The 13785-nt window shown below is 73.0% G+C and carries 10 protein-coding genes; 8 read left to right on the forward strand and 2 right to left on the reverse strand.

Annotated features, from left to right (window positions below; all coding sequences use genetic code 11):
- Nucleotides 1-2 precede the first annotated feature (2 nt).
- The 8 genes from OG782_RS24980 (at nt 3) to moeZ (ending at nt 10338) form a co-directional block, all read left to right on the forward strand.
- The gene (locus tag OG782_RS24980; RefSeq protein ID WP_406454527.1) at nt 3-986 is read left to right on the forward strand and encodes an ABC transporter permease; all 984 of its coding nucleotides are present in this window, start codon (nt 3-5) and stop codon (nt 984-986) included.
- The gene (locus tag OG782_RS24985; RefSeq protein ID WP_406454529.1) at nt 983-1972 is read left to right on the forward strand and encodes an ABC transporter permease; all 990 of its coding nucleotides are present in this window, start codon (nt 983-985) and stop codon (nt 1970-1972) included. The genes OG782_RS24980 and OG782_RS24985 overlap by 4 nt, the downstream gene beginning before the upstream one ends.
- Nucleotides 1969-3558: a dipeptide ABC transporter ATP-binding protein gene (locus OG782_RS24990; protein ID WP_406454531.1), complete on the forward strand. Its 1590-nt coding sequence runs from the start codon at nt 1969-1971 to the stop codon at nt 3556-3558. Before OG782_RS24985 ends, OG782_RS24990 begins: the two co-directional genes overlap by 4 nt.
- Nucleotides 3559-3748: 190 nt before the next feature.
- A complete protein-coding gene (locus tag OG782_RS24995) occupies nt 3749-5560 on the forward strand; it encodes a DUF3492 domain-containing protein (protein ID WP_406459261.1) in 1812 nt (603 codons plus the stop codon).
- A gap of 229 nt (nt 5561-5789) precedes the next feature.
- A complete protein-coding gene (locus tag OG782_RS25000; RefSeq protein ID WP_406459263.1) occupies nt 5790-7142 on the forward strand; it encodes a hypothetical protein in 1353 nt (450 codons plus the stop codon).
- Between the two features lie 136 nt (nt 7143-7278).
- Entirely contained in the window at nt 7279-8244 is a 966-nt protein-coding gene (locus tag OG782_RS25005; protein ID WP_311310369.1) for an NAD-dependent epimerase/dehydratase family protein, read from the forward strand.
- Nucleotides 8232-9074 (forward strand): spherulation-specific family 4 protein, encoded by an 843-nt coding sequence (locus OG782_RS25010; protein WP_406454534.1) that lies wholly within the window; start codon nt 8232-8234, stop codon nt 9072-9074. Before OG782_RS25005 ends, OG782_RS25010 begins: the two co-directional genes overlap by 13 nt.
- A gap of 85 nt (nt 9075-9159) precedes the next feature.
- Nucleotides 9160-10338, forward strand: a complete 1179-nt coding sequence (moeZ, locus tag OG782_RS25015) for an adenylyltransferase/sulfurtransferase MoeZ (protein ID WP_406454536.1) — start codon at nt 9160-9162, stop codon at nt 10336-10338.
- A gap of 110 nt (nt 10339-10448) precedes the next feature.
- Here the strand turns inward: moeZ and OG782_RS25020 are convergent, their stop codons facing one another.
- Both OG782_RS25020 and OG782_RS25025 read right to left on the reverse strand, forming a co-directional pair.
- Entirely contained in the window at nt 10449-12035 is a 1587-nt protein-coding gene (locus OG782_RS25020; RefSeq protein ID WP_406454537.1) for an alpha/beta hydrolase, read from the reverse strand.
- Nucleotides 12036-12105: 70 nt separating this feature from the next.
- Entirely contained in the window at nt 12106-13710 is a 1605-nt protein-coding gene (locus OG782_RS25025; protein WP_406454539.1) for an alpha/beta hydrolase, read from the reverse strand.
- Nucleotides 13711-13785 lie beyond the last annotated feature (75 nt).

Raw genomic sequence — 13785 nt, forward strand, 5'->3', positions numbered from 1 at the left:
CCATGGCCGAAGCACTGCTGGTCAAGGAGGCGGGGGCCGTCGCGGCCCCCGCCTTGGGGGCCCATCCGTTCTGGCGCCGGCTGCGCGCCCGCCCCGCCGCCCTCGTGGCGGCCGTCGTCGTCGCCCTGCTGGTCCTCGCCGCGCTCGCCGCACCCCTGCTCACGGGCATCGAGGGCCAGGACCCCACCACGTACCACCCCGGCCTCGTCGACTCCGCCACCGGCGGAGTGCCGCTCGGCTCCTTCGGCGGCATCAGCGCCGAGCACTGGCTCGGCGTCGAACCGCTCACCGGACGCGACCTGTTCGCCCGCGTCGCCTACGGCGCCAGGGTCTCGCTCGGCGTCGCCCTCGGCGCGACCCTGCTCCAGGTGGCCATCGGTGTCGTCATCGGCCTCTCGGCCGGACTCGGCAACCGCTTCGTCGACCAGGCGCTCAGCCGGATCACCGATGTCGTGGTCGCCCTGCCCGTCATGGTGACCGCGCTCGGCGCGCTCGCCGTCGTCCCGGCAGGCTTCCCTCGCCCCGTGCTGATCTCCGTGATCGTCGGCCTGGTCGGCTGGTCCGGCATCTCGAAGATCGTGCGCGCCCAGACGCTGTCCCTCAAGTCGCGCGACCACGTCGCGGCCGCCCGGCTCAGCGGCTGGGGCTCCTGGCAGATCGCCCGGCGCGAGCTGCTGCCCGCGCTGGCCGCGCCCGTCATCACCTACGCCGTCCTGCTCTTCCCCGCCAACATCGTCGTCGAGGCGGCCCTGTCCTTCCTCGGCGTCGGCATCAAGCCGCCCACGCCGTCCTGGGGACAGATGCTCAGCGACGCCGACACCTGGTACCAGGCGGCGCCCACCTACCTGCTCATCCCGGCCCTGCTGCTCTTCGTCACCGTGCTGGCCCTCACCGTCCTCGGCGAGGGCGTGCGCACCGCGCTCGACCCGCGCGCCGCCTCCCGGCTGCGGATCGGCACCGGCGCCAGGAAGGAGGCCGGAGCATGAGCATGTTCCTGCTGCGCCGCACCGGCGGGGCGCTCTTCGTCCTGCTCGCCCTCAGCGTGGTCGTCTACGCCGCGTTCTACGTCGCCCCGGGCGATGTCGCACAGATCGCCTGCGGTCCGCGCTGCTCGCCCGCGCAGGTCGCCCAGGTCAGCGAGCAACTGCACCTCGGCGACCCGGTGTACGTGCAGTACGCGCACTTCCTCCAGGCCCTGTTCGCGGGCCGGGACTACTCCACCGGAACCGGTGTGGTGCACTGCCAGGCCCCGTGCCTCGGGCTCTCGTACCAGAGCGGTCAGCAGGTCACCCAGCTGATCCTCGCCAAGCTGCCCGCCACCGCCTCGCTCGCCGTCGGCGCGTTCGTGCTGTGGATGCTGCTCGGGGTCGGTACCGGAGTGCTCTCGGTGTGGCGGCGCGGCCGCGTCACCGAACGCATCCTCACCGGGATCACCCTGGCCGGCATGGCCACACCCGTCTTCGTGATCGGCCTGCTGCTGATCATCATCTGTGTCACGGCGCTCCAGATCCTGCCCTTCCCGGACTACGTCCCCCTCACCGAGAACCCGGAGCAGTGGGCCTGGAACCTGCTGCTGCCCTGGATCTCGCTGGCGCTCATCTCCGCAGCCCCGTACGCCCGGATGACCCGGGCCTCGATGCTGGAGACGCTGGCCGAGGACCATGTGCGCACCTTCAGGGCGTACGGGGTCGGCGAGCGGACGATCGTCGGACGGCACGCCCTGCGCGGCGCGCTGGCCCCGGTGATCGCACTCGGCGCACTCGACGTCGGCTCGATGTTCGGCGGCGCCGTGCTCACCGAGTCCCTCTTCGGGATTCCCGGTGTCGGCCGCGAACTCGTGGAGGCCGTCAAGCAGGTGGACCTCCCGGTCGTCGTCGGTCTGGTGCTCGTCACCGGATTCTTCGTCGTCCTCGCCAATGCCGTCGCCGACATCCTCCAGGCGATGGCCGACCGACGGGTGGTGCTGTCATGAGTCTCGTCGAGGTCACCGATCTCTCGATCTCGTTCGGCGACGTGCACGCGGTGCGCGGACTGTCGTTCTCGCTGGAGGCGGGCGGCGCGCTCGGCGTCGTCGGCGAGTCCGGCTCCGGCAAGAGCGCCTCCGCGTACGCCCTGCTCGGACTGCACCGGGGCACCGGCGCCAAGGTCGGCGGCTCCGTCCGGGTCGCCGGCGTGGACGTCCAGGCCGCCGGTGACGCGGAACTGCGCGGACTGCGGGGGGCGAAGGCCGCCATGGTCTTCCAGGACCCGCTCTCCTCGCTGGACCCGTACTACGCGGTCGGCGACCAGATCGCCCAGGTGTACCGCGTGCACCACCGGGTGTCCCGGCGGGCGGCGCGGGCCAGGGCCGTCGAGGTGCTGGACCGGGTCGGGATCCCGGACGCGGTACGCCGCTCCCGCTCCCGGCCGCACGAGTTCTCCGGCGGGATGCGCCAGCGGGCCCTGATCGCGATGGCGCTGGCCTGTGAGCCGCAGCTGCTGATCGCCGACGAGCCGACGACCGCGCTCGACGTCACCGTCCAGGCCCAGATCCTCGACCTGCTGCACGATCTGCGCCGCGAGACGGGCATGGGACTGCTGCTGGTCACCCATGACGTGGGCGTGGCGGCCGAGTCGGTGGACGAGGTGCTCGTCATGCGGTCGGGCCGCGCCGTGGAACGCGGACCGGTGGCCGAGGTGCTCGGCGCGCCCCGCGAGCCGTACACAAGGGCGTTGCTGGCCGCGGTGCCGCGCATCGCTCCGGAGGTGCGGGGCGTCACCGGCGAGGGCCGGAAGGCCACCCCGGAGGGAGAAGTGCTGGTCCGGGCCGAGGACGTCACGCAGGTGTTCGGCCGGGGGAAGTCCGCCCTGGCCGCCGTCGACGGGGTCTCCCTGACGGTCCGCCGCGGCGAGACGCTCGGCATCGTCGGCGAGAGCGGCAGCGGCAAGACCACCCTCGGGCGGATGCTCGTCGGCCTGCTGGAGCCCACCTCCGGCCGGCTCGGCCGGGTGGACCGGGTGCAGATGGTCTTCCAGGACCCGGTCTCCTCGCTCAACCCACGCCGCTCCGTCGGCGAGTCGGTCGCCGACCCGCTGAGGGCGCGCGGGCAGCGCGACGAGGGAGCGATCAGGGCGCGCGTACGGGATCTGCTGGAGCGCGTCGGACTCGACCCGGAGCAGTACGACCGCTACCCGCACGAGTTCAGCGGCGGCCAGCGCCAGCGCGTCGGCATCGCGCGGGCGCTGGCCGCCGAACCGGAGCTCATCGTCTGCGACGAGGCGGTCTCCGCCCTCGATGTGACGACCCAGGCCCAGGTGACCGCCCTGCTGGCCGAGCTCCAGCAGGAACTGGGACTCGCGCTGGTCTTCATCGCCCACGACCTCGCCGTCGTACGGCAGGTCAGCGACCGGGTGGCCGTCATGCGGCAAGGCCGGATCGTCGAGGAGGGCCCGGTGGAGCAGGTGTACGGCGAGCCCCGCGACCCGTACACCAAGCAGCTCCTGGCGGCCGTCCCGGCGCTCGATCCGGCACTCGCGGCGGTGCGCCGTGCGGCCCGCAAGGAGCTGGCCGCAGCCTGACCCTGTGTGACCGGCCACCTCTATAGCGCGACGGAACGCTACCGGGGTGGGAAAGTTACGACGGTTCACCCCTTTCGGTGGCGCGACGGACAACCGTCCGTCGCGCCACCGCTGTATCCGCTTACGGTCGTCCCGCTGCGAGTCGCCGATCCAACGGCGGCCGCTCACAAGGGAGATCGGGGGTGTGCTCGTGCGGATCGGACTGCTCACCGACGGTGGCTATCCGTATGCGACCGGTGAGTCCAGACTCTGGTGCGACCGTCTGGTGCGCGGACTCGCGCAGCACGAGTTCGATCTCTTCGCGCTCAGCCGTACCGCCGAACAGGAGGCGCAGGGCTGGGTTCAGCTCCCGGCCCAGGTCAGCAGGGTGCGGACAGCCCCCCTGTGGACCGCCGACGAGGACACCCTGGGCCTCCACGCACCCCGGGGAATGCTGTCGCGCCTGCTGACCGGCGGGGGCGCACGCTCCTACGGGCGGCGCGAACGCCGGCGCTTCGTCACCCACTTCACGGCGCTCGCGACCTCGGTCTGCGTGGCGGGTGTGACGGGTGGCGAGCGGGGGGACGCGGGCGAGGACGCCGGCCGGGGCCGGCCCGCGGGCGGTGTGGACATGCGGGCCGTGGACGCGCAGTTCACCCAAGGCCTCTACGGACTCGCCGAACTGGCCTGCGAGCACGGCGGACTTCCCGCAGCACTCCGCTCCGAGACCGCGGTCCGGATCCTCGAGACCGCCTGCCGCGCGCCGGGCACCGGCCGCACCGTCCAGACCGCCACCGTCCCCGACCTCCTCGCCTTCGCGGCGGAACTCGACCGGGTGCTGCGCCCGCTCTCCCTCGACTGGTACGACGAGGAGAGCCTCGGCGCCGTCGACCTCTGCCATGCCGCGTCCGGCGGCGCCGCCGCCCTGCCCGGGCTGCTGGCCAAACGCTTCTTCGGGGTGCCGCTGCTGGTCACCGAGCACGCCGTGCAGCTGCGCGCGCACTACCTCGCGGCGAGCGGCATGCCAGTGAGTGCGCCGGTGCGCGCGCTGCTGGCGAACTTTCATGGACGGCTCGCCGCCGAGGTGTACCGGCAGGCCGCGCTCATCACCCCCGGCAACACCCATGCCCGCCGCTGGCAGGAGCGCTGCGGCGCGGAGCCCGCCAAGGTGCGCACCGTCTACCCCGGCATGGAGTCGGGCCGGTTCGCGGCGCTCGGCGAGAGCGAGGACGGCGGGGGTCCGGACACGCTCGTCTGGGTCGGCCGGATCGAGCCCGCCAAGGACCTGATCGCGCTCCTGCACGCCTTCGCCGAGGTGCGCACGGCCGAACCCGACGCCCGGCTGCGGATCATCGGCGCGGCGGCCCAGGGGCCCGAGGGCGCCACCTATCTCGCGCACTGCCGGGCACTCGCCGCCCAGCTCTTCCCCGACGAGGCGGCCGGCGCGCACGCCGTCGGCGACAACCCGGTCTCCTTCGAGGACATCGGCGGCGCCGAGGTTCCCGACCTCGCCCAGGCGTATGCGGCGGGCGGTGTCGTGGTGCTGTCCAGCGTGGTCGAGGGCTTCCCCATCAGCCTGGTCGAGGCGATGTTCTGCGGCCGGGCCACGGTCTCCACGGACGTCGGCGCGGTCGTCGAAGTCATCGGCGGTACGGGGCTCGTGGTGCCGCCGCGCAATCCGCGGGCGCTCGCGGACGCCTGCCTGGCGCTGCTGCGCGACCCCGAGCGCCGCGCGCGGCTGGGAGCCGCGGCGCGCGCCCGCGCACTCGAACTCTTCACTGTCGAACAGAACCTCGCGGCATTTCGTGGCATTTACCTGGAGCTGATCGCCCAGGCGCCCGTACGCAGGGTGTCCGGGCCGGCCGACGGCGGACCCCGCCCCTTCGCCACCCCGCCGGAGGCCCATGTCATCGGCCTGTGGCCGGAGCCGTACGCGGACCCGGAACCGGGAGAGCGCACACCGAGCTGGGCCGGCCGGGGAGTCTGCGCGGGCGTGCACGGGGCGGGGGGCGGCGATGAGTGACCACGACGCGGCCGCGCCCGGCCTCAGGGACCGATCGGGACTGCCCGGCGCACCGGGTGAGGAGCACGGAGGAACGACGATGGGCCGCCCGACCGAGGTGCCCGAAGCACCCGGCACACCGATGACCGGCAGCAACGGGGACCACCGCAGGTGGGCGCCGGTTTCCGGGACCCTGGTCGCGGACGTCTCCGAACCGGCGTGGGGGCTGTCCGCCCCGGAGGGGGCGGGGGTGGACGTCTCGGAGCCGGGCGCCTCCTCGGAGGAGGCGCCCCGCTCCGGAGACGGGCCAGCCGACGCTGCCGGGAACGCCCCGGACCCGGCCGCGGACTTCGGGAGCGCCCCCACCCCCGCACCGGCGCACGCCCCCACCCCCGGCCCGGCGCGGGTCTCCGACGACGCACCGGACCCCGCACCCACCACCCCGGACGAAGGGGCGGCGCCGCGCCCCACCCCCCGCGCTCCCGAGATCGCCCACGCGGCCCCCACCGCCCCGGCGCGCAAGCTCGCCACCGGACGGCGCGGTCCCGCCGACCCCGTGAAGTCCCTCATGCACCGGCACCGCGAGCTCTGCGAGCGCGCCGTCGATCCGCTGGAGATCGCCGCCGGACTCGAGGCCCACGGGGTCACCGACCGCACCGCCGCCCGCTACCGGCACCGCGATGTGTTCTCGCTCGCCGAGGAGCTGTTCGCCCGGGTCCCGGGCGTCGCGGGGGAGCCCGTGGGGGCCTCGTTCGGACCGGCGCGCGACATCGAGACGCGCGCCGCATGGTCGCTGCGCGCCCTGCTGCCGGGCGCCGCCTGCCTGGCGACCCTGGTCGCACTGCGGCTCACCGACGGGGTGCTCGGCAGCGAGGCGCGGCTCGCCATCGGCGGCGGCGGGACCCTCCTCGCGCTCATCGGGCTCACCCTCGCCCTGCGCACCGGCCCCCTCAGCGCCGACGGGCGATCCGGTGGCACCGCCGGCCTCTGCGGAGTCTGGCTCCTCGGCTACGTCCTGTACGGCGACGCCCTGCTCCACCAAGTCCTCAGCGGCGGCCCCGAAGGCCCCTGGGACATCACCCCGGCGCCCCTGCTCGGGCTCACCGTGGCGGTCGCACCCGCGGCCTGGTGCGCCCACCTCTTCTCCGTGCACGCGCACCGCAAACTCAACGGCAGCCGCGCACTGGAGGAGTTCGCCGCAGGCGTGCGCCCCCTGCTGTTCGGCGCCGTCGCAGGCTTCCTCTGCGTCCTCACCGGCCTGCTGTACCTGGCCGGCCTCGGGATCGCGGGGGGCGGCTCGCAGGCCGGGGCCGCCGCCCTCGGGGTGCTGCTCCTGCTGGCCCGGCTCCTCGCCGTCCACGGCTTTCCCGAAGCGGCCGCCACCGGACTCACCGCCGCCTGCGCCGTGGAGGCCGCGGCCCCCGCCCTGATCCTCGGGGGCCGGCTGCCCGGTCTCGACCCGCTCGCCCGCCCCGTCGACGCCCTCGTCGAGGCGGCGGGCGCCGGAGGCGTACCCCTGCTCGCCTGTGGCGCGGCCGCCCTCGGTCTGCTGACCACCGCCATCGTCGCCCTCTCCCGGGCGTCCGCCCACACCGCCGCCTGACGCACACCAGAGCCCCCGCGGAGCCGACGCCGCGGGTCCCGTCCCGCACCGCTCGCAACTGCCCCAAGGAGACACCGGACATGACCCCCCAATCCCCCGCACCGGCAGGCCGCCGTCGGCACCCAGGGGGCGCGCGATGAGGGTGCTGCTGCTCGGAGCCAACGGATTCATCGGCCGTTTCGTGGCCGACCGGCTGCTCGCCGACCCGGCCGTGCACCTCACGGCGCTCGGCCGCGGCGACGACGCCGACGTACGGTTCGACCTCGCAGGCGGCAGCCCCGGAGCGCTCACCCGCTTCCTGGACGCCGTCCACCCCGGAGTCGTCGTCAACTGCGCGGGCGCCACCCGGGGCGGGGCCCGCGACCTCACCCGCCACAACACGGTCGCCGTCGCAACGGTGTGCGAGGCGATGCGCCGCAGCGGCTGCACCGCCCGCCTGGTCCAGGTCGGCTGCTCCTCGGAGTACGGCCCCTCGCAGCCCGGCTCGTCCACCGCAGAGGACGCCATCCCGCGCCCCGGCGGCCCGTACGGCGTCAGCAAGCTCGCCGCCACCGAACTCGTCCTCGGCTCCGGCCTCGACGCGGTCGTGCTGCGGGTGTTCTCGCCGGTCGGCCCCGGCACCCCGGCCGGGTCCCCGCTCGGCCGGCTCGCCGAGGCGATGCGCCGCGCCATGCAGTCGGGCGACGGCGAACTGAAGCTCAGCGGCCTCGGTGTGCAGCGCGACTTCGTCGATGTGCGCGACGTCGCGCGCGCCGTGCACGCCGCCTCGCTCTCCGCGGCGCAGGGGGTCGTCAACATCGGCACCGGCCGGGCGGTACGACTGCGCGACGCCGCCGCCGTCCTCGCCAAGGTCGCCGGTTACGCGGGCGCACTCCACGAGCTGGACACGCCCCCCGCCCGGCTGCCCATCGGAGCCCCGCGCACCTCCACCGAGTCGGTCATGGAACACCTCTCGGCCACCCCGTCCCCCTACCCGGACGGCTGCGGGGCCTGGCAGCAGGCCGATGTCCGTACCGCCCGCGACCGGCTCGGCTGGCGCCCCCGGATCAATCTGGAGGAGTCCCTCGCGGACATCTGGATGGAGGCGGCGTGCCGTATCTGACCAGTACCGGCACCGCCCGCCGCACCAGCGGCGCCGAACAGCTCGGCTTCGGTGTCCCCGGCTACGCGCACCCGCTGCTCGCACCGGTGGAATGGGCCGAACTCACCCGCCCCGGCACCCCGTTGCACTGGGCCGTTCTCGACATCGACAACGGCCCCGGCACCCGGCCCGACCCGCACTGCCTGGAGGCCGCGGGCCGGCTCCGCAACGCCCGTGAACGCGCCGTGCACGGCGAGGAGCCGCTGGACTCCGTGCGGGCATCGGGCGGCAGGCTGCTCGGCCGGATCGACCTGGCCCACGGCCACAGGCCCTTCGACGAGCTGACCGCCGACGCCCGGTCCTTCCTGGACTGGTACCGGGTCGACGGCTTCTACCTCGACCGGGCCCCGGCGGAGCGGTCCGGCCTCCCGGCCGTACGCCGTCTCACCGGCACGCTCGCCGCGCTCCTGGAGGACAGCGACAGCGGGCCGGACGGCGGACACCTGGTGCTGGGGCACGACACGCATCCGTATCCGGGTTACGCCGAGGCCGCCGACCAGCTCGTCACCTTCCGCGGCGCCTGGACCGACTACCGCTGGTCCCAGGTGGCGGAGTGGACGGCCGCCTATCCGCCCGGCCGTTTCGCCCACTTCGTCCACGGTGTCCCGCGCACCCATCTGGAGGAGGCGATGCGCATCGCCCGCTGGCAGGGCGCCGGGACGATCTTCTTCACCGACCGCACCGGAGAGGCGGATCCCGCGAACGGGCGTGGACAAAGCGATCCATTCGCGACACTGCCCAGGTACTGGGACGAAATTGTCTCGCGGATCGGACCGGGTATCTCGGAATGAGAGGGGGCGTGGCAGTGTTACGGCAAGAACAACCGTACGTAGCCGAAGTACGTAGAAACCGACCACCTGCATTGTTGAGGTTCCTGTGTCGCTGCCACCCCTGGTCGAGCCAGCTGCTGAGCTCACCGTCGACGAGGTCCGCAGGTACTCCCGCCACCTGATCATCCCCGATGTCGGGATGGACGGGCAGAAGCGGCTGAAGAACGCGAAGGTGCTCTGTGTGGGCGCCGGCGGTCTCGGATCGCCGGCCCTGATGTACCTGGCCGCCGCCGGTGTCGGAACGCTCGGCATCGTGGAGTTCGACGAGGTCGACGAGTCGAACCTGCAGCGCCAGATCATCCACAGCCAGGCCGACATCGGCCGGTCCAAGGCGCAGTCCGCCAAGGACTCGGTGCTGGGCATCAACCCGCTGGTGAACGTGATCCTTCACGAAGAGCGGCTCGAGGCCGAGAACGTGATGGAGATCTTCGCCCAGTACGACCTGATCGTGGACGGCACGGACAACTTCGCCACCCGCTATCTGGTCAACGACGCCGCGGTGCTGCTGAACAAGCCGTACGTCTGGGGTTCCATCTACCGCTTCGACGGCCAGGCATCCGTGTTCTGGTCCGAGCACGGTCCCTGCTACCGCTGCCTCTACCCGGAGCCGCCGCCCCCCGGCATGGTTCCGTCCTGCGCCGAGGGCGGTGTCCTGGGCGTGCTCTGCGCGTCCATCGGCTCCATCCAGGTCACCGAGGCCATCAAGCTGCTCGCCGGCGTCGGCGACCCGCTCGTCGGCCGGCTGATGATCTACGACGCGCTGGAGATGCAGTACCGCCAGGTCAAGGTCCGCAAGGACCCCGACTGCGCGGTCTGCGGCGAGAACCCGACCGTCACCGAGCTCATCGACTACGAGGCCTTCTGCGGCGTCGTGTCCGAGGAGGCCCAGGAGGCGGCGCTCGGCTCCACGATCACTCCCAAGCAGCTCAAGGAGTGGATCGACGCGGACGAGAAGATCGAGATCATCGACGTCCGTGAGCCGAACGAGTACGAGATCGTCTCGATCCCGGGCGCGAAGCTGATCCCGAAGAACGAGTTCCTGATGGGCAACGCCCTCCAGGACCTCCCGCAGGACAGGCGCATCGTGCTGCACTGCAAGACCGGTGTCCGCAGCGCCGAGGTCCTCGCGGTCCTCAAGTCGGCGGGCTTCGCCGACGCGGTCCACGTGGGCGGCGGCGTGATCGGCTGGGTCCACCAGATCGAGCCCGAGAAGCCGGTGTACTAAAGCCTCCCGTTCTGGAGGCTGAACGCTTCGAAGGGGCCGGTCCGCGTCATGCGGGCCGGCCCCTTCGGCGTGCGCGAGGTCTCCGTAACGAGTGACGTGCGCGAGGTCCGCTACGAACAGGTCGTGCCGTCCGAGGGCACCTTCCCGTCCAGGAAGTACGAGTCCACCGCCGACGTCACGCAGGAGTTCCCGCCGTAGGCGCCGTGCCCCTCACCCTTGTTGGTGAGCAGGATGCCGACGCCCTTGCCGAGCTCGTCCGCCATCTTCCGTGCACCCTCGTACGGCGTCGCGGGGTCGCCCGTCGTCCCCACGACCAGGATCGGACCGGCGCCCGGAGCGCTCGCCTCCGGGGTGTCGTGCTCACCCTTCACCGGCCAGTCGGAGCACCAGCCCGCGGTGTCCCAGGCCAGGAACGCGCCGAAGACCGGGGACAGCTTCTTGAACTCGGCCAGCGTCGCCTTCGCCTCGGCCGCCGTCGGCCTGGCCCTGGTGTCGGCGCAGGAGATGGCCCGCTGCGAATGGTTCTGGGTGTCGTAATGGCCGTTCTCGTCACGGCCGTTGTACGAGTCGGCCAGCTGAAGCAGCATCGATCCGGTGCCGCTCTCCGCCTCGTCCAGGGCCTGCGTGAGCGTCGGCCAGCTGTCCTTGGAGTAGAGCGGCAGCACGATGCCGGTGATCGCCAGCGACTCGTTGAGCTCACGGCCGGTACCCGTCGGCAGCGGCTTGGCGTCGATCCGCCTCAGCAGCGCCGCGATGCGCCGGGTGCCCGCCTCGGGGTCCTGGCCGCGGTCCTTGAGGTAGTTGTCCAGCGCCCGCTGGAAACCGGTCGCCTGGTTGCGGGCGTGGCCGACGGTGTCCGCGGTCGGGTCGACGACGGCGTCGAAGACGGTACGTCCCACATTCTTCGGGAAGAGGTGCGCGTAGGTGCCGCCCAGCTCGGTGCCGTACGACATACCGAAGTACGTCAGCTTCCTGTCGCCGAGGACCTCGCGGATCAGGTCCATGTCCCGGGCGGCGTTCGTCGTGCCGACGAACGGCAGGACCTTGCCCGAGCGGCGCTCGCAGCCGGCCCCGAAGTCGGCGCCGTCCTTCATGAACGCCGCCTCCTCGGCCGCCGTGTCCGGAGTCATGTCGATCTTCCGGTTGGCGTACTCCTGCTCCTGGTCCGTGCGGCACCGCACCCCGGCGCTCCCGGCCACCCCGCGCGGATCGAAACCCACCAGGTCGTAGCGGGTGTTGAGCTTCCCGTACGAGGAGGCGGCGCGCGGCAGGATGGAGACGCCCGAGCCGCCGGGGCCGCCGAAGTTGAACAGCATCGAGCCCAGGCGCCGGCCCTTGTCCCGGGCCTCCTTGCGGATCAGCGCGATCCCGATCGTGTCGCCGTCCGGCTTCGCGTAGTCCAGCGGGACCCGGACCGTCGCACAGCGCCACTCCGAGCCCGGGGCGGAGCCGCCCTCGGGGGCCTTGCAGCGGTTCCACTCCGGACGCTGCGAGGTGAGGGAGGCGGGCAGGGGCTTGCCGCTCGCGTCGGCCGACGGAGCGGCGGACGGCGGGGACGCCGACGCGGCCGAGGAGGCCCCGGCGCCGTCCGCACCCTTGCCCGGCTTGTCGTCCGTGCCGTCCTCGCAGCCCGCGAGCACTCCCGTCAGCAGTAGTGCGGCGGCGGCCAGCGCCCCGGCCCGTACGTATGCGACCACGTGTACGTCCCTCCCCGTTGTGCCTGCCCGTCCGGCAGTTCGCCCATGGTAGGGCGCGTACTGCTACGCCCTATCCGCAGACCTTCCCGTCGGCCGGGACCTTGCCGTCCAGCAGGTATCCGCCCACCGCCTTCTGCACACAGGCGTTGCCGCTGTTGTACGCGCCGTGCCCCTGGCCCTTGTACGTCAACTCCACGCCGACGCCAAGGCCCAGCTCGTCGGCCATCGCCTTCGCGCCCGCGTACGGGGTGGCCGGGTCGCCGGTGTTGCCGATGACGAGCACGGGTGCGGCACCGGGAGCGCTGACGTCCGGGGTCTCCCAGGCGCCCGCCACCGGCCAGCCGGTGCAGGCCATCAGGCCCCAGCCCAGGTAGTCGCCGAAGACCGGCGAGGCGTCGCGGAACTCCGGGAGCTTCGCCCTGGTCTGCGCCGGCGTGAAGCGTTCCTTGGAGTCGGCGCAGCTGATGGCGGTGAAGGCGGCGGCCGAATTGTCGTAGTGACCGTCCTCGGAGCGGCCGTTGAGGGAGTCGGCGAGCGCCAGCAGCAGCCCGCCGTTACCGCCGTCGGCCTCGTCCAGGCCCTGCTCCAGCAGCGGCCAGGTCTCCTTGGAGTAGAGGGCGGCGGCGATGCCGGTGGTGGCCTGTGTCTGCGTCAGTTCCCGTGAACCGAGCCCCGGAACGGGCTTCTTCTCCAGCCGGCCCAGGAGATCCAGCACGCCCTGCTCGACCTCGGCCGCGGTGGCGCCCGGCAGCTTGCAGGCGTCGCCCCGGGCCACGCAGTCCTGCGCGAAGTTGTCCAGTGCGAGCTGGAAGCCCTTGGCCTGGCCGAGGGAGGACTCCTCGGAGTTCTCGGTCGGATCGACCACCGCGTCCAGTACCGCCCTGCCGACGCTCCTGGGGAACAAGTGCGCGTAGACGCCGCCCAGTTCGGTGCCGTACGAGATGCCGAAGTAGTACAGCCGGTCGTCGCCGAGCACCTGGCGCATCAGGTCCATGTCGCGGGCGGCGTTCGTCGTGCCGACGAAGGGGAGCGCCTTGCCCGAGTTCTTCTCGCAGGCCGCGGCGTACGCCTTCGTGTCCGCGGTGAACGCCTTCTCCTCGGCGGCGTCGTCCGGTGTCCCGTCGGCCTCGTACCGCGCGTCCAGCTGCTTGTCGTCCTCGCACTCCACCCCGTCGCTGCGGCCGACCCCGCGCGGGTCGAAGCTCACCAGGTCGTAGCGGGTGCGGAGCTTGTCGTACTCCGTCCCGAAGGCGGGCAGAGTGGCGACGCCCGAGCCGCCGGGGCCACCGAAGTTGAAGATGAGCGAGCCGATCCGCTTCTTCCGGTTGATGGCCTTCGCGCGGATGAGGGCCAGCTCGATGGTGTCGCCGCCGGGCTCGGCGTAGTCGAGCGGCACGTCCATGAAGGAGCACTCCCAGGCCGCTCCGCCGGGCAGCGGGGAGGGCTTGGTCCCCCCGCCCTGTGCCTGGGACGGGGCCGGACACGGCTTCCACTTCAGCTCCTGGGCGGCGAGGCCGGCCGGGCTGCCGGTCGCGGCGGCGTTCGCCGCGTGCGGTGGACTCGTCGACCGGCCGGGCGCGTCCTCGTCACCGCCCTCCGAACAGCCGGTGAGGGGAAGCAGCACGGTCACGGTGGCCGCGAGGGCCGCGGCGCGCAGGGCAGGGGAGGTCCTCATCGCTCCATCGTGCGGCGGGGGCCGGGCGGGTGCACGGGGCGCCGGTCCAAGCGGGTGGAAGCCCGCGGACCGGCC

Origin of the sequence: Streptomyces sp. NBC_00876 (assembly GCF_045207435.1) — a bacterium.
In the GTDB taxonomy this organism is placed as follows: Bacteria; Actinomycetota; Actinomycetes; order Streptomycetales; family Streptomycetaceae; genus Streptomyces.

Bases quoted from the DNA above. Each gene is read 5' to 3' on its own strand.
- OG782_RS24980 (WP_406454527.1), top strand. From the start codon at position 3: ATGGCCGAAGCACTGCTGGTCAAGGAGGCGGGGGCCGTCGCGGCCCCC.
- OG782_RS24985 (WP_406454529.1), top strand. From the start codon at position 983: ATGAGCATGTTCCTGCTGCGCCGCACCGGCGGGGCGCTCTTCGTCCTG.
- OG782_RS24990 (WP_406454531.1), top strand. From the start codon at position 1,969: ATGAGTCTCGTCGAGGTCACCGATCTCTCGATCTCGTTCGGCGACGTG.
- OG782_RS25005 (WP_311310369.1), top strand. From the start codon at position 7,279: ATGAGGGTGCTGCTGCTCGGAGCCAACGGATTCATCGGCCGTTTCGTG.
- OG782_RS25025 (WP_406454539.1), bottom strand. From the start codon at position 13,710: ATGAGGACCTCCCCTGCCCTGCGCGCCGCGGCCCTCGCGGCCACCGTG.